Raw genomic sequence first — 23,649 nt, forward strand, 5'->3', positions numbered from 1 at the left:
ACCCGACATCTAAACCCCAACACCCAACACCCAACACCTAGCACCCAACATCCAAAAACAAACAATTTATTTAAGGAATATCATGCCAGAGTATAAAGCACCAGGAGTATATGTTGAAGAGATACCTTCACTCATTCAACCAATAGTTGGAGTTAGCACTTCCACGGCAGGTTTCATTGGGATCATGCCAGATTCGTTCCGAGTTCTAGAGAACGATACCTCAACTTATACAACTAAATTAAAGGAAATAACACGCGATCGGGATAAGTTAGCCGATCCTGGAGAGGTGAAACTATGTACAAACTTCAGTGAGTTTAAGCGATTTTTTGGTGGCTTCTCCGATAACGAAAAGCACAATATGTTAACTCACGCAGTTTACGGTTTTTTCAATAATGGCGGTAAGCGTTGCTATGTGGTAACTGTTTTGGATGAAGCAAACATTACTGCGGAATTTTTAGAGAAAAAATTGGCAGTTATCGATGAGATTGCTATTGTTGCTGCTCCTGGTATTACCAATAAAGTTGTACGGGACAATATTGTAACTCACTGTCAACAAACAACAGGCGATCGCTTTGCGATTTTCGATAGTCCAGAGGAAGTAGTTGATGATGACGGCAATTTGGATTTAATCAAGCTTAATCCTCCTAGCGAAGATGACGATGATGAAACAAATGTTTTACCAAAGTATTCAAATTATGCTGCTTTTTACTTTCCCTGGATTGAAGTTAACGATTTGGTAGAGAAAAATCTAAATTCAGATAGTAACGGACACATATATGTACCCCCTAGTGGACATATAGCAGGTATTTATGCTCGTACCGACGTTAATCGAGGCGTTCACAAAGCTCCTGCTAACGAAATAGTGATGGGTGCATTGGGTCTAAAGTACAAAATCAGTAAAAATCAGCAAGAAGGGTTGAACCCTCAAGGTGTTAACTGTATCCGCGATATGAATGGCAATATCCGCGTTTGGGGGGCGCGTACTATTGGTGGCGATGCCAACGGAGAGTTTAAATACATCAACGTTCGTCGCGTCTTACTTTACCTGCGGGAATCAATTGAAGAGGGTACTCAGTGGGCGGTATTTGAACCCAACGATTATAAACTATGGGCAAAAATTCGCCGTAATATCACAGCTTTTCTGACTAACGTTTGGCGAGACGGGGCTTTATTTGGCAATACTCCTGCTGAAGCTTTTTATGTCAAATGTGATGAAGAAACTAATCCCCCTGAAGTACGCGAGTTAGGTCAAGTTATTACGGAAATTGGCGTAGCAGTGGTTAGACCAGCGGAGTTTGTTATTTTCCGCATTACTCAATGGACGGGGTCGGAAAATAATTGATGGTTGCGAAGGTAAATAGTTATGTATCAAGCACCAGGAATTTATAAGGATAAGGAGGATATATTTCCTCAACCTAAAGTAGACGTTGATACTGGCGTACCCGCTTTTCTGGGAATTGTAAATACTTCAGATAAAAACATTACTGTTAATGTTCCGCAGCAATTAAGATTGTGGTCTGAGTTGGAAACGTTCTTCGGTCAACCTGCATCTAATAGTTATCTAGCTGATGCGGTAAAGGGTTTCTTCCAAAATGGCGGTCGCTTGTGTTACGTAGTAGGGTTAAAAAACTCTAGTTTAAAAGCTCTAGAAGATGGTCTGGAAGCATTAAAAGAATTGAACGCGATCGATCTAGTATGTGCGCCAGATATTATGGCTTTATCTTTACAAGACATAAATCGAGAGGAAGTACGAACTAAGCAATTAGCCATCTTAAATCATTGTCATCGTTTCGGCGATCGCTTTGCAATTCTCGATTCTCTACCTCAAGCCGACATACCAGAAGTTTTAGAGCAAAAGGAAGGATTAACAGCCACTCATGGTGCTTTGTATTATCCCTGGATTCGTTCCCAAGAAAGTGGTTATCTTATCCCACCCTGCGGTCATCTTGCTGGTATTTATGCCCGTAGTGACGATCGCGCTGGAGTACATAAAGCACCCGCTAACGAAATTCTCCAAGGGGTTTTGGAATTGGAGATTACTTTAACTGATGCCCAACAGTCACAACTCAACCCCGAAGGAGTAAACTGCCTCAGAGTTTTTCCAGGACGGGGAATTAGAGTCTGGGGAGCGAGAACTCTCAACTCAAATCCTAACTGGCGTTATATCAACGTACAGCGACTCTTTCTTACAGTGAGACGTTGGATCGAACAAAATATGACAGTTTACTTGTTTGAATCCAACAACACAGAATTATGGGCAAATATTCGGCGGGATCTGACAGCTTACTTTAACGGTCTATTTACACAGGGAGCATTAAAAGGGCGATCGCCAGCAGAGGCTTTTTACGTTAAATGCGATGAGGAAACTAACTCTGCTGAGGTTAGAGAGATCGGAAAGGTAGTCACTGAAATCGGCTTGGCTGCTGCCGTACCCGGAGAATTTATCGTTGTTCGTATTTTGCATGGCTTTAACTGAGATAGGGCATAGGGCATAGGGCATAGGGCATAGGGCATAGGGCATAGGGCATAGGGCATAGGGCATAGGGCATAGGGCATAGGGCATAGGGGTTAGAGATTACAACCCACCACCCATTACCCAACACTCAAAAAAACATTCATATTAAGGAGATTCAATTATGGTAGTTGGAATTCGGAAAGATCCATATCGTGCATATAATTTTTTAGTCGAAATTGACGGTATTACTCGCGCTGGTTTTCGGGAGTGTTCGGGGCTAGATTCTGCTCAAGATCCGATTGAATATCGTGAAGGCAACGATAAATATCTCACCGTTCGTAAATTGCCTGGCTTGGTTAAGTATTCCAATATTTCTCTCAAATATGGCGTTACCGATGACGAAGAACTTTGGCAATGGCGCACTAAAGCTGTATCGGGTCAGGTGGAACGTAAAAATGGCTCAATTGTTTTGTTAGACGATTTGGGACAGGAAAAGAAACGCTGGAATTTTCGCGAAGCTTGGCCCACTAAATGGACTGGTACTAGCTTCAATGCTACGGGTAATGAAGTGGCGATTGAAACTTTAGAAATTGCTCACGAGGGGGTGGCTAAAGGCTAATGCTACAAACAGAATTTACTTTTACTTTACCCCGTGGCTATGTGGACTCTGAAGGGAATCTACATCGAGAAGGCGTGATGCGTTTGGCAACTGCCTATGATGAAATCGCTCCTTTAAAAGACCCCCGTTGTACGTCTAATCCTGGCTACTTAATTGTGATTATTTTCTCGCGAGTAATTACCCGTTTGGGAAGTATAGAGCAAATCAATCCTAAAGTAATTGAAGGACTATTTGCTGCGGACTTGGCTTTTTTACAAGACTTCTATCGTCACATCAACGAAGATGGTACGCCCAATATTAAAACAGTTTGTCCTAAATGTGGACAAGAACATGAAGTGGAGGCGATCGCCTCGGGGGAAGTATCCCAGGCTACCCCTTAGAACAAATCTATGAGGAGGTAGCCTTTATTGCTTACCATTTCCCTTGGTCGCAGGACGAAATTATGAACCTTGAACATCGCGATCGCCGAATGTGGTGTGAGGAAATTTCTAAGATTAATCGTCAATTGAATAGTAATCCAGCTCAGTAATTCTTAGGTAGCAGGAGTTAGGGATTAGGGGTTAGGGATTAGGGGTTAGGGATTAGGGGATAGGGGTTAGGGATTAGGGATTAGGGGTTAGATCGATGAATACTTAACACCCAACACCCAGCACCCAACACCCAGCACCCAGCACCCAGCACCCAGCACCCAACACCTAAAACCCAACACCCAGCACCCAACACCTAAAACCCAACATTTATCACCAAGTATTCCCATGTCTCCCTATACAGCTTTTAATTTTTCTATTGAAATTCGAGGTTTAGTAGTTGGTAGTTTTTCAGAGGTTTCTGGACTACAGGCGGAAACTGAAACAGAAGACTATCAAGAAGGAGGGCGTAATAATTTTGTCCATAAGTTACCTAAGGTCACTAAATATCCCAATCTGGTTCTGAAGCGGGGAATTACAGACTCAACTGAACTTTGGCAGTGGCATCAACGGGTAATTGCGGGACAAATTCAACGGCAAAACGGTTCGATAATTTTACTCGACTCTAGTGGTAGCGAAAAGTGGCGGTGGAATTTTGCCGAGGCTTATCCAGTCAAATGGATTGGACCCGATTTGAAAGGAGATAGCAATGCTGTAGCGGTGGAAACCCTAGAGTTGGCTCATAACGGTTTATACCAGGCTTGATAACCATGAGATGTATTCAACCATATATTTCTCAATTTGGGAAATTTGGACAACAAATTCAGCGATCGCATTATATATATGGGAATTCTTTAAGTCAAAAAATTGCCAGTAAATATGGTGGTTTCCAACTAGGCAAGTTTTCTTCGCTTGTTTTAAGTTGGTTGCGACAGAGAAATTCCGAAACTATTGTTTGTAATCTAATTCAGATATTAAACAATCAGCTAGTAAATCTTTTTCCTGTTGCCAATTTGCTAAAGATCGATTTCAATCTGTTTGGTCATTCTCTAACTGGGTCAACAGCGATCGCCAATAATTACTTGGGAGATAACTTAGTTACTAAGATTCAGTTATTTATCAATACAAAGTCTATTCAAACTTTAGTAAATAACTTCCTCCAACAGTCTAGAAATGTTAGCCCAAGAAAAATTAATATCCAACCAGTAAATAGATCTGAAAGTTCAAACTTTTTAATTCTGCCACAGCATAAGTCTGTATCAAGTCCAAAAATTCCAAGGCGATCATTAACTAATTTTATTGTTCCAAAACAGAATTCGGAGTCGATCCAGTTTGATTCTATTGTTTCATCTAACTTTGGCGATCGCCCTATAAATACAGCTATTAGCGACAGCATCAAAGAGGTAATAGACGACAATAATCGCGATCAAAATGAAACATCGGATTTTTCTCTTGTAGTAACCAAAACTAAAACATCGAAATTGATTGAGGCAGTAACTATAAAATGGAATGTATCTGAATTTAAATCTAAGTTTGGTTTATCGAGAAAAAGTGATTTTAATCCTACTCTAAAACCACTTGCTACTGAGGAAAAAATAGCCTTTAGTTTCTCTCATAACTTGCCCTTAGAATCTGCTAGCAAACAAACTAAAAGATTTAAGCAACTTAGTTCTAATACTGAGAATTTTAAACAACAAGTAGATCGTACAGTCGTAAAAACTAACAGCGAAACTTATTATAAAGATACCCTTTTCTCTTCCAAATTAAAAAGAGAATTAGTAAATACTAATTTTAAAAATTCTGGCTATAAATCAATTTCTCAGTCTCCCAGTTTTCTAGTCTCACCTTCACTTGTTTATAGTCACAATCGACAAAAACAAGATAACTTTCCAGTAACTACGACACCTCAGATCGGTCAAGAAAAAAGACCAAAAAGCTGGAAACAATCAAAATCAACAAATTTCGACCCTTCCAGTATTGATGTTAATAATCTTGCAGATCGGGTATTTCAAGTAATAGAGCGAAAACTAAAAATAGAAAGGCAAAGAAGAGGTATTTTATAAAATGGCTCTAGAAAAAGCATTTATTCAGCCTATTAATGGCAAATTCGGTGGCAAAAATATAGGGGTTTTATTTAACCCAACTGAATATTCTCTGGAAACCAGCAATCAGTTTCAACGTACTGCCGTACCTGGAACAGCAACCCCTGCTACTCAGTTTGTCAGTGGTAATACTCAAACTCTAACTATGGACTTGTTTTTCGATTCCTACGAACAAGGAGAAGATGTTAGAAAATATACCAGACAAATAACTTCTTTACTAGATATCGATCCAGCCCTCCACGCTCCGCCAATTTGTCAATTTCATTGGGGTTCGCTCGATTTCAAAGCAACTTTAGAACAAGTCAATCAAAAATTCACCCTGTTTTTAGAATCAGGAATTCCCGTTAGAGCAACTCTCAGTGTCACTTTTAAAGAATATAAAACCCTAACGGAACAGTTACAAGGAGTAAGAAAAGAATCAAGCGATCGCACGAAAAGAGTAACTATCAAACAAGGAGATTCTCTTTGGATGGTAGCCAATAAAGAGTATGAAGATTCCAGTTTGTGGCGACCAATAGCTAACGCTAATAATATTGATAATCCTCGTATTTTAGCAGTAGGTAAAGAACTTATTGTCCCAGTTTTAAACTGACATTATGGATATTGTAGCCTTAGAGAAAAAATATCAAGATTTATACGCTCCAACTTTTGAAATCTCGATCGAAGGACAGAATATTCTTCAGTCAGGAGTAGAGGTAACAAATGTCAATGTTGACAATACTTTGGATGGTGCTGATACTTTTTCTTTTACTGTTTTTAATGCCTTCGATCCGATTAATCGAGAACTACAATCCTTTGTTGAAAGTGTTTTTTCTTTTGATGCCGAAGTTGAAATTAAATTTGGCTATGGCAGTCAAACTAAAACTATTATGTTGGGCATAATCACTGCCGTGAAGATTGATTTTCCTAGTGGCGGTTCTCCTCAAGTAGAAGTTAGTGGTTTCGATCTTTCTTATCGGATGATGAAGGAAAAAAAACCTCGTTCTTGGAACGATAAAAAAGATAGCGAAGTTATACGAAATATAGCTCAAGAATATCAATTAACAGAAAATATTGATGATACCGGTTCACAACACGAGCAAATTGTCAAACAAGAAAAAGAAAATGATTTTGAATTTTTGAATAGATTAGCTGAAAGAAATTATTATGAGTTTTTTGTTTTCAACAAAACATTATATTTCCGCAAGCCTCAATATAGATCGGCAGCAATCGTAACTTTAGAATGGCAAAAAAGTCTTGTGAGTTTTAGTCCAGATTTTAATATTGCTGAGCGTGTCTTTACTATAGAAGTGATAGGACAAAATACCGAGAAAAAGAAAAATATTGTCGCCACAGCACAAATATTTAATGATGAAATTGCCAAAATATTTATCAATAAAGCTAAACGTGCTAGCCAAGGAAGACAAACAACCGAACAACTCTTAAAGGAACAAGTAAAGCAACCTTTAAAATCGGAAGAACACGCCAAAAAGTTGGCACAATCTATTCTATTAAAAAAACACGAAGATATTCTTAAAGGTAGCGGAGAATCTCTCGGCATTCCCGACATTATAGCTGGAACAAATATTGAATTAATAGGTTTGGGAAGTCAATTTAGCAATACTTATTACATCGAACAAACCAATCATAGTATTAGCAACTCTGGCTATAAAACAACTTTTAATGTCAAACGAGTTCCCAATGAAGACGAAATTGAAGTAACAACAACAATAACATCATTATCATGAACAATTTATATAATTCTTTAATTCAATCTCAAGATAATACTAATGGAGCTTCAATTCCAGGAGTAGCTCTAGCAACAGTGACAAATATCTCGGAGCTAAGTAATGGAAAAGTAAAAGTCAAATTTCAATGGAGAAAACAGGGAGGAAATAATGATGAAATTTGGGCGCGCATTATTATTGCTAATAAAGGTATCGAGCCTCTGTTTGAAGTTCACGATGTTGTATTAGTGGCATTCGAGCAAGGTAATTTTGAATATCCTTTTATACTTGGTTTAATTTATCCGAATTTAAAAGATACAGAAATGTAAGTAGTAAGTAGTAAGTAATGAGAATGAGTAATGAGTATAAAATAGAGATTTTGTTAGATCTATTTTCTTGTCTTTTTTGCTCATATTTTGCCTCAATATTGTATTTAGAAACAGTTTTTTAATTATTTTCAAAATGGCTTTCAGAGTTTAAGAAACATAGAAAAGATGTCTAAAGAATTTTTAGGAATAGGTTGGAAATTTCCCATAAAAATAGATAGTATCACGGGAAAAATAGTGATGTCTGAGTATGAAGAGGATATTCGAGAATCAATCTGGATTATTTTAGCTACTGTCAAAGGCGAGCGAGTGATGCAACCCGATTTTGGTTGTGGTATTCATAACTTTGTCTTTGCAACTATGAGTATGACAACGATGGGATTAATTGAGTCGAGCGTGCGTGAATCTTTAATCCGTTGGGAACCCAGAATTGATTTGAATGAAGTTAACGTTTTGCCGATTCAAGACACTTTAGGAAAGCTAGATATTGAAATAAACTATCGAGTTCGCACCACCAATAACGAATTTAATTTAGTTTATCCGTTTTATCTTCAAGGAGGATGAAATTAGGGGATAGGGATTAGGGATTAAGGATTAAATCGATTACAACCCAGCACCCGACACCCAACACCCAGCACCTAACACCTAAAACCCAACACCTAAAACCCAATTATTTAGAAAAATGAAAACTCATCACAGAAATAAATCCTTATCACCGCCAAAAATTGACGCAAGAGATTTTTCGACTCTCGTGTCAGAAATTAAACAATTAATTCCTTTCTATACTCCAGAATGGCAGGTTTCTCAGGATAGGAATTCTGGTTCGGCTTTGTTAAATATATTCGCCCGTATGGTTGCAGGTACGATAGAGCAACTTAACCAAGTGCCTGAGAAAAATTTTATTGCTTTTTTAAATTTGTTGGGGGTAAAACTTTTGCCCGCACAACCTGCTAGAGTTCCAGTATCTTTTTCTTTGAGTGAAGGAACAAAGGAAAACATTTTAGTTCTAGCTAGAACTAAGGTATCTGCTGAAAGAAATACGATAAAAAACGAGTCAATTGTATTTGAAACAGAAAGAAGTACGACCAAAAATGAGCCGATTGTATTTGAAACAGAAAAAAGTATTTCAGTTACTCCAGGAAAATTAGTTACTGCTTATAGTGTTAACCCTAAAATAGATAGTATCTTCCCCGCACCACCTGGCTTTTTGACGGGAGAATCAACTCCTGTAGTGACTCAATTGATTGAAGATGGCAAATTGAATGACACTCGCTTATTTTTGGAAGATGCCTCAGAAACTGAAGCTGGTGACATACTCAAAATCGGCAACGATCTATATTATGAGTACCTAGAAATAGACGAAGTTAAAGATCGCCAGATTAAACTCCAAGATCGGCTAACTGCTAACTACTTAGTAGATAATACTGTAGTTGAAAAAGTTGTCAATTTTGAGCTATTTACAGGTAAAAACCAACAGGAACACAGTCTGTATTTAGGACATTCAACTCTTTTTAACCTTACAGGTAATGCACGCTTAACCCTTGAAATTCAGCCAGAGGATTCTTTAACGCAACTAGCAGATACTAACCTAGTTAGTTGGCAATATTGGGGAGAAGATCGAGCAACTAAAACTTTAAGATGGTATCCTTTTGATAATGTTGCGATCGCGTCTAACAGGCTAATTCTAGAGAAGAATGGCGATCGCCAAACCAAACCCACAAAGATTAATAACATTGATAGTTTTTGGATTCGTTGCACTAGCGTCGCCCGCTCTTTAGACACGAATCTACAACTAATTAGCGATTTAACAGATATTCAAATAGACAATATTGAAGTGACAGTAGACCCTTCACCAGAAGTCGAGACAACAGCTAGTTCACTAGATTATTGCTTGATCTACAACAATCTGCAATATGAAAACAAAACTGGTATGTCTTTTCAACCTTTCCAATCTTTAGAAGATGAATACCAAACTATTTATTTAGGGTTTGATGCTCCTCTGTCTAAAGGATTAATTAGTCTTTTCTTTTCCTTAGCAAGAGAAAGCGATCGCCAAAAGAATAGACCGCGTTTAAATTGGTCATATTACCGAAAACAAAAAGCCAAAAGGGAATGGACTAAATTAAATTTACGAGATGAAACCAATAGTTTGGCTCAAAGTGGAACGGTAGAACTTATTGGTTCGTCGGATTTTGCTAGAGTCTCGCTGTTTAATCAATCCCTTTACTGGATAAGAATTGTCTACCCAGAAAAGCAGTCTAGTTCACTCCCCAATCCTATATTTAGAGGTATTTATCTTAATACTACCTGGGCGAGTCAGATAGAAACAATCGAACGAGAAACTGTTGGCTCTAGTAACGGTAAAGCAGACCAAACTTTTACTTTATACAGATATCCCGTACTTTCAGAAGAAGTCTGGGTTAATGAGTTTGCTGCTCTAACTGTAAAAGATAGAGAGCAACTATTAGCTCGATCGCAGCAACTTAAAACTAAGGAAATTAAAAACAAACTCGGAAACGTCACCGAATTTTGGGTTAAATGGCAACCTGTAGCTGATTTATTAGATTCAACTACAAGCGATTGCACAGCTAGCCGTTTGCGAAGCAAGTCCCGTCAAGCGGGATCGAGATCCGAAGGACTCGGGCATCGCCATTATGAAATTGATCGCTTTCTGGGAAAAATTACTTTTGGCGACGGTAAAAATGCCATGATTCCCCCAACAGGATTCAATAATATTCAGGTTACTTATCGAGTGGGTGGTGGCAAACAGGGAAATGTCCCTCGCGGACAAATTAATCGCTTAAACACTTCTATTGCCTATATTGATCGCATTACCAATCCCGAACCCGCCAAAGGAGGCATAGATAGTGAATTAATCGAGCGGGCTTTAAAAAGAGGTACGCAATTTTTAAAACATCGCCACCGTGCCGTAACTACATCTGATTTTGAAAGACTCAGCCAACAAGCAGATCGCAGTGTTGCCAAAGTTAAGTGTCTGCCTAATATTAATAATCAAGGACAACCAGAGTTAGGTTGGGTGAGTATCGTAATTGTTCCCAACAGCAAAGAAACTAAACCCTATCCTTCTCTACAACTAAAACAACGAGTTAAAACATATCTGCAACAGCGAACGACGAATCTCGTCACAGTCCCCAAACGGCTTGATGTCAGGAGTCCAGTATATGTCGAGATTGCCATAAAAACTCAGATTATCGCGATCGCTTTCGATCTAGTTCCAGAGGTGGAACTAATGGCAAAACAAAGACTAGATGCCTTTCTTCATCCTCTGACGGGAGGAGATCGAGGTCGGGGCTGGGCATTCGGGCGATCGCCCTGTAAATCAGATTTTTACGCCTTGTTAGAGTCAATTCCTGGTGTCGATCGCGTTGATTCTCTTTCTCTAGTTTCTGCCAATAACAGAGCAATTACCGTCCCTGACTACGCCTTAGTTTCTACTGGCGAACATCAAATTAAAGTAACTTCGACCTGGTAAACACAGTTAATAACGAGGAAGAGGGGTCAGGGGTTAGGGGGTGGGTGATAGGGAAAAATTTAATTTCTGTTCTCTAAAGCGCGAATTAAAGCGGATAACAATCTACCTACTGATCTCTATAGGATTTTATTTCCATTTCTCTTCTCAATGATTTTCTCTATTTTCCACCCCCTCATCCCCAACACCTAACACCTAACACCTAACACCTAACACCTAATCCCATGACCCTCCCACTCCCCCAACTAGATAACCAAACATTTGAAGAATTAGTAGCAGAGGCGCGGAAATTAATTCCCCGTTATGCTCCTGAATGGACGGATTACAATATCCACGATCCTGGTATTACCTTCATCGAATTGTTTGCTTGGCTGACCGAACTCCAGCGTTACTATCTCGATCGCGTTAGAGATGAAAATTACCTCAAATTCCTGAAACTTTTGGGTATAAAACTCCAAGATGCTCGTCCAGCTAGCACTGATGTCACTTTTTACTTTGTTGAGCGGCAGATGTTGACACCAGTTATAGTTCCCCAGAGAACAAAGCTCGTTACTCAAGAAGAGATGGTTTTTGAGACAGACACTTCTATTTCACTCGTTTCCACCCAAATAGATCAGATTATTCGTTCTTCTGCCACAGGACTTAAAGAAAACCTTGATAGCGATCGCACGAAAGGACTGTGTTTCTCTGCTTTCGGTGAAGATGCCGAGGTGGGTAGTTCTTTATCTTTGGGGTTGGAGCCTATTTATCTTTTTGACTGGGATAAAGTAGCAAGCTGTGAAGAAAACGCAGATACCGAGCGACTGAAACAATATTTAGATCGGTATTTAGATATTAATTGGGTTAAAAATCTAGGCAATCGCAATATTTATAAAATTGATGAAGGTAAAACTATTTTAATTATCTATGGCGATCAGGAGTTAACTTTAGATTTAGATCGATCACATCAACAAGTTAAAATTACTGGTTCGGGCATAAGGGAATCTATTTATTTCTTTGCCAGCGAAGAAGAAGACAAGCTATTTATCTACGCTCAACCATTTTCCATTAATCAAAAAATTCCTTTAACTTTTAACCTGTTTGAAAATTATCCAGTACCTAAAGGCAAACATCGAGAAGAACCTGTTGATTTTGTCCCCTCGGTTGTTTTGCGGTGGGAATATTACAGTACGGCTGGGTATTGGCGATCGCTAGAAATAGAGCGAGATGAAACCCAGATGCTGTATCAAAGCGGACGGGTTTGGTTTCGTGTTCCTCTCGATCTGAAAGTGAGAAACATCTTCCCTTTTGCCGAACAATTATACTGGCTGCGAGTTACAGTAGAACGCTCTGAATACGAACTACCGCCCAAAATCAATTCGATTGCGCTAAATACGATTTCTGCATCTGGGGTCAATACTCTAGCAGAAATCATAACCCATTCTAGTAATGGCGATCGCAGACAAACATTTCCCTCTTCTTATTTAGTTTTAAAAGGCGACAATATTCTGCAAGTAAAAATGTCCTATGAAGACTGGAGAGCTAAATTAGGTCATGAGTTAGACGAAACGGAAATACAAGAACTTATAAAAATCGAATATTGGCAAGATTGGTACGACTATGAGTTAGATAAGACAGAAAATTCAGAATTTATCCCTATTACCTTCAGAGAAGACATTCCCCCTAGAGAAAAAGATAACGTTCGAGTAGTTTCTGTTGCCGAATCAGACAATTTTCAGAGATCGTTCCACAGTAATGGCTTACCCTATCAAACTTTCTCCCTCAAACAATTTCCCATTGTTACTACAACATTCAAAATTCAAGTTAAAGAGAAAATAGATAACGAATACTACTGGCGAGATTGGATTCGGGTTAATGATTTTGATGCTTCCGGGTCGCAAGATAACCATTACATTTTAGAAGCTCAAAAGGGTGAAATTTGTTTTGGCGATGGAGTTAATGGCAAAATTCCCCCCCCAGACAACCAAGACAACATTCGCGTTATTTCTTGTCAGCTTGTTCGAGGAGAAAGAGGAAATATAGAAGCCAATGCGATCAACACAATTTACAATCCCGTATCTGGCTTATTAGGTAAAGAATTCATCACCATTAACAACGATCGCGCAGCTACTGGAGGAACTAGCCATGAATCCCTAGCCACAGCCAAACGACGTATGAGACAAGAACTAAAGACAAGCGATCGCGCCATTACGGAACAAGATCTAGAGCAATTAGCTATAAATACCCCTGGGCTGCGCGTTGCCAGAGCCAAAGCTATTGTATCCTCCAAAGATGAACCAAGTTCCTTGATTAAAGTTGCGATCGTCCCTTACAGCGAAACTCCAATACCAACCGAGCCAAGTGAAGGATTTTTAAAAGCTATTCGGCAACATCTCAATAAACACAGATTAATTACTACTCAAATTGAAGTCATTAAGCCTCATTTCGTTGAGATAAGTGTTAAAGCGGTAGTGCGTATTTATCCCGAACATAACCCCGAACAAACTCGCCAAAAAATAGAACATTGCCTCACTCAGCAATTTTTAAATCCCCTAACTGGAGGAGATGAAGGCAAAGGCTGGAGTTTTGGGCGTACTGTTTATCGTTCAGAAGTTTACCAAGCAATTGCCAACAGCACCGAAGCAGTAGATTGCGTTGAAAACTTAAAACTAATAGTTGTCAATCCTAGCCAAAAAATTAAAGTCGATCGCGCTGGCAATATCCCTCTTGTAACCCACAGCCTTGTTTATTCAACAAAACACCAAATAGAGATCGAGGTTTAGGTTTTGGGTTTTGGGTGCTGAGTGTTAAGTATTCATCGATCTAACCCCTACCACCTAACCCCTACCACCTAACCCCTACCACCTAACCCCTACCACCTAACCCCTACCACCTAACCCCTACCACCTAACCCCCAACCCCTAATCCAAAATGAAATCACCAGAATTCAAATTTTTAGTTTTAAATACCAAAGCAGATTGGGAACTAGGTGAACCAAGCAATCTGACTGTTGATGATAAAGGAATACGAATCAAATCTGGTTTGCAGTTTGTCCCCCAGCATCTGCTCAATCGCTTTCCAATTGTGGACTTTGCCGTAGGCGACTTGACCCAAGTTTATTTACTCGATGCCCAAAATCGGCGAATCGTCCTGTTTGATTCGCGGCAAAACTATTACGAATCAATCGATCTTCTGCAAGATTTAGTTCAACGTCCTACCTATATCGCCTATAGTCCTGCAACTGTCTACGTTGCCGATGAATTTAGCCCCTCAAATCAAACTCGTATTTATGCCTTTGCTCAAAGAGATAATTGGCAAGTACGCTGGATAGTGACGCTTCCTGTTGGGCTTAAACCAGTCGCAATGGTGGCAGATCGCGAAGGGAACTTATATGTTTTATTAAATATTGGCGAACAGTTAATTGTTAAGTACAATGCTGCGGGACAACAAATACCGACAACGGAATTCACCAGAGACAACCTAAGCGACCCTCAAGCAATGGCGATCGCTTCTAATGGCAATCTCTACGTTCTGACTGCTGAAGCGATAGTAAAGTTCAAGCCCGATAACGATCATGCCTATACCTGCGCCATTATTGGTTTAGAAGAACTAATTTCTAGAGGTATACAACCTTCTGGATTAACTATAGATTCTAACGAGAATCTCTATATTGGCGATCGCCGTAACCGAAATATAGCAGAAGAGGAAGAACGATTTATTTTTCGTCTCGACCCATCGGAAAAAACCACCCAACCAATTATGGGATATCGGGGTGTGGTGACTAAACTTATTTTAGATTCGACAAATCATTTAGTTGTTTTCAATTCCCAACGACAAGAAATCAGAATTTTACAGGGAGAAAAGCAATTTTTACGAACTCCGTTGCAAAAACTACCTAGAGGAGAATTCACTTCTCAAGTTCTCGACAGCACCAAATTGGGACAATGTTGGCACAAAATTGTTTTAGATGCCGAGATTCCAGATAATACTCAAATAAAAGTTTATTATGCCAGTAGCGATGAATTAACTAGCGATCGTTCTTGGTCAGAACCGATAATTAATCCCCAAGATGCTCTATTCAGGGAAGCAACAGGGCGTTATCTTTATTTAAAAATAGAATTAATCGGCAACGATTGGCACACGCCGACAATTAGAAGCTTGAGGGTATATTTTCCTCGTCTTTCTTATCTGCGCTATTTACCTGCTGTCTATCAAGAAGACGAAACCAGTCGCGATTTTCTCGAACGTTTTCTCTCTATTTTTGAAACCTATTTTAATAACATAGAAACGCAGATCGATCAGGTCGGACGTTATTTTGATGCTGAAGTAGTTCCCTCGAACTTCTTACCCTGGCTGGCTAGCTGGATGGCGATCGCTGTAGATGAAAATTGGACGGATAGCCAACTGCGTCAACTAATTCAAAAAGCCCCTTACCTTTACCGTCAGCGCGGTACGAGAGAAGGTATTGCTGCTACGGTGGAAATTTTAACGGGTTCTCCTCCTTTAATCGTCGAGTCATTTCAACAGACAGATCGCGAAGAATCAAACCAGAATAACCCTTTCCGTTTTTGGGTTTTACTCGCTCCTGCCGATCTCGATAACAAAGGACTGCAAAGCATACAACGCCAAATCGAAGCCGAAAAACCCGCCCATACAGAAGCCGTTCTTAAAGTCTTACCACCTTGGACTGCTTTAAATCGGCAAAGCTATCTAGGAGTCAACTCTCGCATTCTCGATCCTGCTTTGCGTCTCGATCGCGGTGCAGTAATTTCTCAAGATAGCATTCTAACCGATCCAGAGGAATATGGGCAGGTCGGTAGGCGAGCGAGATTGGAATTAGACACGGTAATTAATTAGGGGATAGGGGTTAAATCGATTAAAACCAATTAAAATTTACAACCCAAAACCCAAAACCCAACACCCGACCCCCAATAATCAATAACCAACAGAGGAAGCAATCATCATGAAAAATAGTAATGGATACTCGATATCATCTTTCGAGCGCAACAAATATTTTTACAGCAAACTGCTAACGGTTCGCGACTTTGAACTCGAACAAAAATATGGCATTGAAAAGAACCACCTGATTAATCGCTTGATTTTAGGGGAAGGTATTGTTTGTGGTTTAGAAATTGAATTAGATCAACAAACAGAACCAGATGTTTTAAGCGTTACCCTCACTCCAGGGGTAGCTTTAGATCGCAATGGCAGAGAAATTGTCGTCGGTAAAACTATATCCGAACCATTGGAAATTAAATCTTCCGAGACGCAATATATTTATATTGAATATCAAGAACACGATCGCGAACCCATTGCAGACATAGCTAATGGTACTTCTGAAGAATCAGGCGATCGCTATAATCGAGTTTTGGAAAGTTTTCATCTTTTCTTGAGTTCGGAAGCACCTCCAGAATTAGAATCCAAGTCAGACTTAACTTTAGAATCTTTAGAATCTCTAGACCAACTGGTACGAGAATATTACGATCGCTCTTTAAAAACTGGTTCTCATAATAAATACGAACACATACCCTTAGCAGTCGTAGATATTACTGACAATAAACCCGTTCTCAACGAGGAAGAAACTCAAAAAGTACGCCCTATCCTCCGCAGCAACCCCATGCTGTACGATCTTTTAGAGCGAGTTTACGATCTGACTCAACAGGCGATCGATCTTCCTCAAATCGATGCTAATAGCTTTACTTCCTCCGATGAAAGTATCAAAATCACTCCCACCGAAGAACCCAAAGGATTTGACTTTACCCTAGCATCTGAGACAGAGCGATCGCATAATAAGATGTTTACAGGGAAAAGAGTCCTAGAGTTGACCACAGAGGAAAATTTACCCCCAGGTACTCTCCAACCCGTTACCGTTCGGATCGACGAACTAGCAGAAAAAGAACCCTTCACGGTAATTTTAGCTCCCCAACTTCCTGCCACTATTCCCCCTGTTTTCACTCCCACTTTAGGAGAGCAAGATGGGGATGGGCTGCGTTTTGCCTTTGGTTCTCATCCCGAACTACCCCGTAGCTATGTGGCATATGTACCCCAACCCTACAATAAAACCTTTGAAATTCATGGTTGCGATCGCAATCTCAGCGAACTCAATCTTAAGCAGGTAGAAGTAGTTTACTGGGTTATGGCAGGGGTAAAAGAACCTTCTTTAAAAGACAGAATTTTAGAGCTTCTAGCCAATAACCCCGAAGGAATGGGCATTGGCTTAATCGGTAGAGAATTAGATGTCGAACGTTCTATTTTACAGGAAGAACTAACTCAATTAATGGATAACGAACTAATTCGACGCAACAACGGCACTAATGGTAAATATTTCTTAGTTTAAGCCGTTTTTTAACTCCGAACTCCTCATTCCGAATTCCCAACTCAAAGCCATGCACGCAGCAAAACTCAAAACCGCCAATAAAAAGTCTCCATCAACTCCGAAAAAAGATAGATCGAGTCCCGCTAAAAGTAATCCACTATTACAGCAAGTCTTGCGGATGGGCAATACTCCTAATCCCAAAGAACACGCTGCTGTTTTAAAGCGCGCCCCAGCAAATCAGCAAGCTTCTAAGCAGCAATTATTGTTACTGCTACAGCAAAAATATGGCAATAATTATGTGAATCAGGTGATGCAGTTAACACAGCCTAATGGTGGAGAAACAAAAGCATCGCCAACTCAGAAGCCTGTAGTTCAGGCAAAGTTAACGGTTAATCCAGCAGGGGATAAATACGAACAAGAGGCGGATCGGGTAGCGGATAATGTAGTGCAGCGTATGAATGAACCTGCTACTGGGGATGATCGGGACAAAATTCAGCATCAGGAAATGTCTCCGCAGAAGAATAAGGAGGAAGAGAAAACTGCCCAAACTAAACCAGAGATTACCTCTCTTCAACGTCAGGCAATGAACTCTGATATGGAGCAGGAGGAGGATAAAACTGCTCAGACTAAATCCGAACAACAGGAGGAGTCAAAAGAAGAGGAAGAGAAAACTGCTCAAACCAAGCCAGAAATTAGTTCCCTTCAACGTCAGGAAATGAACTCTGACATGGAGCAAGAGGAGGATAAAACTGCTCAGACTAAATCCGAACCTCAAGAGGAGTCACAAGAAGAGGAAGAGCAAACTGCTCAAACCAAGCCAGAAATTACTTCTCTTCAACGTCAAGAAGTGAACTCTGACATGGAGCAAGAGGAGGATAAAACTGCTCAGACTAAATCCGAACCTCAAGAGGAGTCACAAGAAGAGGAAGAGCAAACTGCCCAAACCAAGCCAGAAATTACTTCTCTTCAACGTCAGGAAATGAACTCTGACATGGAGCAAGAGGAGGATAAAACTGCTCAGACTAAATCCGAACCTCAAGAGGAGTCACAAGAAGAGGAAGAGAAAACTGCTCAAACTAAACCTGAAATTACCTCTCTTCAACGTCAGGAAATGAACTCTGACATGGAGCAAGAGGAGGATAAAACTGCTCAGACTAAACCCGAACCTCAGGAGACAACTTCTGAGGATAAAGAGGAGAGAACTGTTCAAACTAAACCTCAGTCCAATGCTAAAAAACAGCAATTAATGGCTCAGGAAAAACAGTCACAAGCTAAAAATCAGGACGAACAAGAAAATAAACTCCTCGTCCAAATGAAGTCGGCAACAAAATCTCGGAGTAAAAAGGTTGCTCCAGCAGATTTAGAATCCTCGGTACAGAAAGAAAAAGGAAGAGGACAACCTATTAGCGATAAGGTTCGCGGAAAGTTAGAGCAAGGATTTGGTGCTGACTTTAGTGATGTCAGAATACACACAGACACTCAATCCGATCGCCTCAATCAATCTATTCAAGCTCGTGCTTTTACCACAGAACAGGATATTTTCTTCCGCCAGGGAGCTTACGATCCTAGCAGCAAACAAGGACAACAATTACTCGCTCATGAATTAACTCATGTTGTCCAGCAAAGTGGTGGTGCAGTTCAGGCAAAATCAGATGTCAACCAGGCAGCAGACAATCAAATACAAACAAAAATATCTTCTGCTCCATCTTCTGTATCTCAACCAAAAATTCAGCGTAAGGAAAACCCAGATGAAAAAACCGATCTAGAGCAGCAACCAGAACCCAGCCAACCAGAGCAAAAAGCTGACGCAGGTACAGCAGAACAGCCTCAACCGCCAGCAGATAGTAACCCTGAAGCCAACCAGCCTCCAGCCGATAGCGGTACGCCCAATCAACCACCAGCAGCATCAGACGAATCGGGTTCTAATCCCCAAGCAACATCTGAAACTAGAGATAGTAAAGATAGTAAGGATGAAAAAGCTCCCACTTCTTCAGAAGACGATCCGGCATTCCAAGAAGTTGTTAATGCCACTCAAGAATTAGCCACCCAACAGCAAGAACACCCACCAGGAACAGAAAAAGCAGATGAAGCCCAAGCAGCAGCAGAACCTCCTACTAATGAAGTAGAAAGTAAGGCTCAAGCTAACCAAGTTGAGGAGATGCAACAGGCTGAAACCCCTGAATTTGATGCGGGTGCTTTAAAAGAAAAACTGATGGAGCGTATTGCTGATATAACTCCCAAAACCTTGGAAGAAGCTGAAGATTTTAAGAATAATAACCAATTGGATTCGGTTAAGGGTGAGTTAAACGATAACGTCAAACAGGAAAAAGATGCTTCTCAAGGTCAGTTGGAAGAGAAGACCGAGGAAACCCCTGACACTAGCGGAATCGAGCCAAAACCAGTAGAAGCACTACCACAACAAGACTCAGAAAAAGCTCCTAAAGATACCAATGCTCAAAAGGCTGCACCTAAGCCCAAGGGAGAAAGTGAAGTAGAAGCTCCCCTCCAAGAAGATAGTCAAAAACTTGACCAGCAATTAGCTGAAAATAATGTTACCGAGGAGCAATTACAGAAATCCAACGAACCAGAATTCCAAGCAGCACTCGACTCCAAGCAAGAAGCCCAAACCCACGCAGAACAAGCACCTCCTAAATATCGCCGTTCCGAGCAAGACCTAATCGCAAAGGCGGAAGCAACGGCTGTAGCTACAGCGAAAGAAAAGAGTCAGGGAATGCAAGATGTGCGTACCCAACAGTTCGATGGAGTGAGACAACAACAGGAAGGAACTAAGGGTAAGGACGAGGAAGCACGGGCTAAAATTGCGAATGACATTAATCAAATTTACGAAGATACCAAAACCGAAGTTGAGACTATCCTCAGTGATTTAGATACCAAAGTCATACAAGCATTTGATGAGGGAGCGAATGAGGCTAAAAAAGCCTTTGAGGATTATGTTGGCGATCGCATGGAAAAATATAAGGAGGAGCGATATGGGGAATGGTGGGAGTTCTGGAATTGGGACGAACGAATTGGAGACGCGGTATTTGGATTGCCAGATGAAGTAAATGTCTTTTATGAAGAAGGTCGGGATCTTTTCATCGATCGCATGGATGGAGTTATCGATAATGTAGTTCAGATTATGAGCGAAGGGCTGACAGCAGCCAAGACAGAAATTAATAATGGTAAAAAAGAAGTCCAGAACTATGTTGACCAACTACCCGATGACTTAAAAGCTGTGGGTCAGGAAGCAGCAACAGAGGTAGAAGGCAAATTCGACGAGTTAGAGCAAAGCGTTAATAATAAACAAGATGAGCTAATTAATACATTAGCGAATAAGTATCAGGAAAATCTCGATGCTGTTGATGCTCGCATCGAAGAAATGAAGGAGGCTAATAAGGGTCTGCTTCAAAAAGCGATCGAGTTCATTATAGATGTAGTTGGACAAATTCTCGAAATGTTTCAACTGCTGATGCAAGTTTTAGCGCGAGTCGCTCATGTGGTTGGACAAATTCTCCTAGACCCGATTGGTTTCTTGGGCAATTTAATTGAAGGTCTTACACAAGGATTTGCAAACTTTATCACGAATATACAGAAACATCTCCAGCAGGGACTAATTAGCTGGCTGACTGGTACTATGGCAAGCGCGGGTATCGAAATGCCAGAAACCTTCGATCTACCAGGTATCTTTAGCTTGGTGGTACAGCTTTTAGGTTTCACCCCCGAAACAATTGAAGAACGGGTAATGGAACGAGCAGAAGGGGGAGAGCAGGATCGATCTAGTCCATCTCCACAAAAATCTGGACAGACAAAGGGAAGCAATAAATCGGGAAGCCAAAACAAAACCGAACAAACCCAAAAAACTGGCAACGCAGAACAGGATAAGACTGCCAATGCTCCCTCCTCCGAGCAATCCACGGCGGATAACCGCAGCATGGAAAATAATAACCAGGCAGACGCAGGTATAGATGTACTCAACATCTTATCTACTCAAGGAATAATTGGGTTGTGGGAGGTAGTTCAAGATAAAGTTGGCGACATCAAAGCAATGGTATTCGACCAAATCCAGGATTTCTTAATCGAAACGGTTATTAAAGCGGGAATAGAGTGGATTATCAGCATATTTGTCCCAGGAGCAGGATTCATTAAGGCTTGTAAGGCAATTTTCCAAATTATCAAGTTCTTTATCGAGCGTGCTAAAGAGATTATCGATTTAATTAACGCGGTTCTCGATTCGGTTGAAGCGATTGTTAAGGGGGCAATTGGTGAAGCAGCGAAGAAAGTTGAAGAGGCTTTAGCAAAATCCATACCATTGGTGATTGAACTTTTGGCTAATCTCTTGGGCTTGGGCGGTCTTGCCGATAAGGTGCAAGAAATTATTGAGAAGGTGCGCGCAACAATTGAAAAAGCTATTGATTGGGTAATTGAACAGGGTGCTAAAGCTGCGAGAAAAGTTGGTAATAAGGTTAAGGATAGTAAGTTCGGTCAAAAACGGGACGGTGCTGTAGAGTCGCCGAAGCATAAGGGGGATGTTACAAGCCGTGGGGCTGGTGATAAGAAAGATACTAGCAGGAATAAGTATGACGAGAAGAGACGAACAGAGAAGGATAAGTTTGGTAAGGATAGGCACAAAGGCAAAGATAAGCCTGATGAGAGGACTAGGAGTGAACAACGTAAGGACAACAAGGATAAGGAAACTAAAGACGGCAAATCTGATAAGCGAACCATGCAGGAGAAGCAAAATGACCTTCGTAAAGCTGTAGCCGAAGCCGAGCAGGTTATGAAGAAACCAGAAGCAACACCTGAGATTGTTAAAGCAAAACTGCCAAATATTAAATCTAAGTATCGACTCAAATCAGCGAAACTATTAAAGGATAAGAACAAAGGCTACTATGTACAAGTTGAAATTAATCCTGTAGGGGAGACGATAAAAACTTGGTTTAGGCTTGATGAACGTCAAAAATTTAATAGAGAAAAATTTCAATTAAGAAATTGGACACCTTCTACTGGAAATGGGAAATTTGATGCAGATTACAATCCCAAAACCGGGAAGTTGAAAATTACAATAAAAGTTCATTTTAATTTTAAGGATAGCGATGCTTATACCAAAGTAGCAATTAATCCCCAAGAAACGAAGTGGACAAAAAAAGGCAAACAGGAGTGGGGTAAGAGCTTTGAAGAAGCAGTTCTATCAAAGTGGAGCAAAATCAATCACATTACTTGTAACAAACCAGGCTTTGATGACATTGTTGTAAAGCCCAAGTTTAATATTAAGCAAGTAAAAGAAAGTAAGGCTGACTGGAAAATCGATGTAACAAAAGCCTTTATGGAGAAAGGAAAAAACCCTCGTATGCGTGCAGGAGGAGCTTCAGGTGTAGAAGCATCTAAGATAACGGGTATGTTTCAAGAATTTGACACTCAAGATAAGATTAAAAACCCTCATCTTGTTGAGCAGGAATACACGACAAATATTATTCCAGCTTATGAGCGTGATAGAGAACGACTAAGTAAGCGGTTGTCTAATCTTGATAATTTTAAGTTTAAGACAGGGAAAAATGAACTTTTTAAAGAATCAGAATCTCGATTAATTATAACCGCTAAAAGTCTTTCTGAACTCCGCAAAGACAGTTACCTTGCCGACTTGCACCCTTTAATTGTTGAATTTGCTCAATCAGATTCGCCTGTTAAAGAACGCTTTGATACTATCAAAAATACACTTAAAAATAATGGTGTCAATAATGATATTAAATATATAAAAACTTCAACTTCTATATCTCCTGACGAGGCAAAAATTAAGCCTAAAGATGATCCAGATACTATCAAGCAAGATTACAAAAAGAATTGGAGCCGTAATACCGCAGCCCATGAGTTTGGTCATATGATTGGTCTGCTGGATGAATACTTTCCTGCTGTAGCACCTAGCTTGATAGAAAACATGAAAAAAGAAGGAGTTATCGAATCCTCAGAAGGTAATGTATCTGAACATGCTAAACAGAGGGAACACAATCAGAAAGATAAGCAAGCAGCTTATACTAAGTTACTTGATGAAACTGGATTAAGAACACCTACTTGGGCACGTCCTAGTGCTAACAAAGATGAGAAAAGTACTAGTTTAATGAGCGGTGGCTTTGAGCTATTGAAACAACATTCTGTGACTATTTGGGAAGCTTTGACGGAAATGACTAAAAAATATGTTAACAAAGAAAACTGGAAACTTTAGTAAAGATCATTTGACGATAAATTCCATTTAAG

The 23,649-nt window shown here is 40.1% G+C and carries 16 protein-coding genes; all 16 read left to right on the forward strand.

Translation table 11 applies throughout. The annotated features are described in order from the left end of the window. Positions 1–82: 82 nt before the first annotated feature. Positions 83–1,342: a phage tail sheath C-terminal domain-containing protein gene (locus PLEUR7319_RS0103935; RefSeq protein WP_019503899.1), complete on the forward strand. Its 1,260-nt coding sequence runs from the start codon at positions 83–85 to the stop codon at positions 1,340–1,342. A 21-nt stretch (positions 1,343–1,363) separates the two neighbouring features. Further along, positions 1,364–2,476 carry a phage tail sheath subtilisin-like domain-containing protein gene (locus tag PLEUR7319_RS0103940; RefSeq protein ID WP_019503900.1) on the forward strand — a complete coding sequence of 371 codons (1,113 nt, stop codon included), beginning with the start codon at positions 1,364–1,366 and terminating at the stop codon, positions 2,474–2,476. A gap of 160 nt (positions 2,477–2,636) precedes the next feature. Beyond that, positions 2,637–3,074, forward strand: coding sequence for a phage tail protein (locus PLEUR7319_RS0103945; RefSeq protein ID WP_019503901.1), 438 nt, complete (start codon positions 2,637–2,639; stop codon positions 3,072–3,074). After that, on the forward strand, positions 3,074–3,454 hold the full coding sequence (locus PLEUR7319_RS0103950) for a hypothetical protein (protein WP_019503902.1): 381 nt from the start codon (positions 3,074–3,076) through the stop codon (positions 3,452–3,454). Before PLEUR7319_RS0103945 ends, PLEUR7319_RS0103950 begins: the two co-directional genes overlap by 1 nt. A 26-nt stretch (positions 3,455–3,480) precedes the next feature. Then, on the forward strand, positions 3,481–3,603 hold the full coding sequence (locus PLEUR7319_RS43365) for a DUF6760 family protein (RefSeq protein ID WP_371265364.1): 123 nt from the start codon (positions 3,481–3,483) through the stop codon (positions 3,601–3,603). A 226-nt stretch (positions 3,604–3,829) separates the two neighbouring features. Then, positions 3,830–4,246 carry a phage tail protein gene (locus PLEUR7319_RS0103955; protein ID WP_019503903.1) on the forward strand — a complete coding sequence of 139 codons (417 nt, stop codon included), beginning with the start codon at positions 3,830–3,832 and terminating at the stop codon, positions 4,244–4,246. A 5-nt stretch (positions 4,247–4,251) separates the two neighbouring features. Next, positions 4,252–5,544 carry a hypothetical protein gene (locus PLEUR7319_RS0103960; RefSeq protein WP_019503904.1) on the forward strand — a complete coding sequence of 431 codons (1,293 nt, stop codon included), beginning with the start codon at positions 4,252–4,254 and terminating at the stop codon, positions 5,542–5,544. Between the two features lies 1 nt (position 5,545). Beyond that, complete coding sequence (locus PLEUR7319_RS0103965; protein ID WP_019503905.1) at positions 5,546–6,175, forward strand: LysM peptidoglycan-binding domain-containing protein; 630 nt, start codon at positions 5,546–5,548, stop codon at positions 6,173–6,175. A 4-nt stretch (positions 6,176–6,179) separates the two neighbouring features. Then, positions 6,180–7,310 carry a phage late control D family protein gene (locus PLEUR7319_RS0103970; RefSeq protein ID WP_019503906.1) on the forward strand — a complete coding sequence of 377 codons (1,131 nt, stop codon included), beginning with the start codon at positions 6,180–6,182 and terminating at the stop codon, positions 7,308–7,310. After that, positions 7,307–7,618: a phage baseplate assembly protein V gene (locus PLEUR7319_RS0103975; protein WP_019503907.1), complete on the forward strand. Its 312-nt coding sequence runs from the start codon at positions 7,307–7,309 to the stop codon at positions 7,616–7,618. Before PLEUR7319_RS0103970 ends, PLEUR7319_RS0103975 begins: the two co-directional genes overlap by 4 nt. A 165-nt stretch (positions 7,619–7,783) precedes the next feature. After that, positions 7,784–8,179, forward strand: a complete 396-nt coding sequence (locus tag PLEUR7319_RS0103980) for a GPW/gp25 family protein (RefSeq protein ID WP_019503908.1) — start codon at positions 7,784–7,786, stop codon at positions 8,177–8,179. A gap of 118 nt (positions 8,180–8,297) precedes the next feature. Next, positions 8,298–11,108 carry a putative baseplate assembly protein gene (locus tag PLEUR7319_RS0103985; RefSeq protein WP_036798636.1) on the forward strand — a complete coding sequence of 937 codons (2,811 nt, stop codon included), beginning with the start codon at positions 8,298–8,300 and terminating at the stop codon, positions 11,106–11,108. 221 nt (positions 11,109–11,329) lie between these two features. Further along, positions 11,330–13,867 (forward strand): putative baseplate assembly protein, encoded by a 2,538-nt coding sequence (locus PLEUR7319_RS0103990; RefSeq protein WP_019503910.1) that lies wholly within the window; start codon positions 11,330–11,332, stop codon positions 13,865–13,867. 148 nt (positions 13,868–14,015) lie between these two features. Next, positions 14,016–15,941: a phage tail protein gene (locus PLEUR7319_RS0103995; protein WP_019503911.1), complete on the forward strand. Its 1,926-nt coding sequence runs from the start codon at positions 14,016–14,018 to the stop codon at positions 15,939–15,941. Positions 15,942–16,047: 106 nt separating this feature from the next. Beyond that, entirely contained in the window at positions 16,048–17,421 is a 1,374-nt protein-coding gene (locus tag PLEUR7319_RS0104000; RefSeq protein ID WP_019503912.1) for a hypothetical protein, read from the forward strand. A gap of 49 nt (positions 17,422–17,470) precedes the next feature. Then, a complete protein-coding gene (locus PLEUR7319_RS0104005; RefSeq protein WP_019503913.1) occupies positions 17,471–23,617 on the forward strand; it encodes a DUF4157 domain-containing protein in 6,147 nt (2,048 codons plus the stop codon). Positions 23,618–23,649 lie beyond the last annotated feature (32 nt).

Origin of the sequence: Pleurocapsa sp. PCC 7319, from assembly GCF_000332195.1 — a bacterium.
In the GTDB taxonomy this organism is placed as follows: domain Bacteria; phylum Cyanobacteriota; class Cyanobacteriia; order Cyanobacteriales; family Xenococcaceae; genus Waterburya.

Excerpts from the sequence above, each read along its gene's own strand:
- PLEUR7319_RS0103970 (WP_019503906.1), top strand. The coding sequence starts at position 6,180 with ATGGATATTGTAGCCTTAGAGAAAAAATATCAAGATTTATACGCTCCA.
- PLEUR7319_RS0104000 (WP_019503912.1), top strand. The coding sequence starts at position 16,048 with ATGAAAAATAGTAATGGATACTCGATATCATCTTTCGAGCGCAACAAA.
- PLEUR7319_RS0103985 (WP_036798636.1), top strand. The coding sequence starts at position 8,298 with ATGAAAACTCATCACAGAAATAAATCCTTATCACCGCCAAAAATTGAC.
- PLEUR7319_RS0103950 (WP_019503902.1), top strand. The coding sequence starts at position 3,074 with ATGCTACAAACAGAATTTACTTTTACTTTACCCCGTGGCTATGTGGAC.
- PLEUR7319_RS0103940 (WP_019503900.1), top strand. The coding sequence starts at position 1,364 with ATGTATCAAGCACCAGGAATTTATAAGGATAAGGAGGATATATTTCCT.
- PLEUR7319_RS0103975 (WP_019503907.1), top strand. The coding sequence starts at position 7,307 with ATGAACAATTTATATAATTCTTTAATTCAATCTCAAGATAATACTAAT.
- PLEUR7319_RS0103945 (WP_019503901.1), top strand. The coding sequence starts at position 2,637 with ATGGTAGTTGGAATTCGGAAAGATCCATATCGTGCATATAATTTTTTA.
- PLEUR7319_RS0103955 (WP_019503903.1), top strand. The coding sequence starts at position 3,830 with ATGTCTCCCTATACAGCTTTTAATTTTTCTATTGAAATTCGAGGTTTA.
- PLEUR7319_RS0103990 (WP_019503910.1), top strand. The coding sequence starts at position 11,330 with ATGACCCTCCCACTCCCCCAACTAGATAACCAAACATTTGAAGAATTA.
- PLEUR7319_RS0104005 (WP_019503913.1), top strand. The coding sequence starts at position 17,471 with ATGCACGCAGCAAAACTCAAAACCGCCAATAAAAAGTCTCCATCAACT.
- PLEUR7319_RS0103960 (WP_019503904.1), top strand. The coding sequence starts at position 4,252 with ATGAGATGTATTCAACCATATATTTCTCAATTTGGGAAATTTGGACAA.
- PLEUR7319_RS0103965 (WP_019503905.1), top strand. The coding sequence starts at position 5,546 with ATGGCTCTAGAAAAAGCATTTATTCAGCCTATTAATGGCAAATTCGGT.
- PLEUR7319_RS0103935 (WP_019503899.1), top strand. The coding sequence starts at position 83 with ATGCCAGAGTATAAAGCACCAGGAGTATATGTTGAAGAGATACCTTCA.
- PLEUR7319_RS0103980 (WP_019503908.1), top strand. The coding sequence starts at position 7,784 with ATGTCTAAAGAATTTTTAGGAATAGGTTGGAAATTTCCCATAAAAATA.
- PLEUR7319_RS0103995 (WP_019503911.1), top strand. The coding sequence starts at position 14,016 with ATGAAATCACCAGAATTCAAATTTTTAGTTTTAAATACCAAAGCAGAT.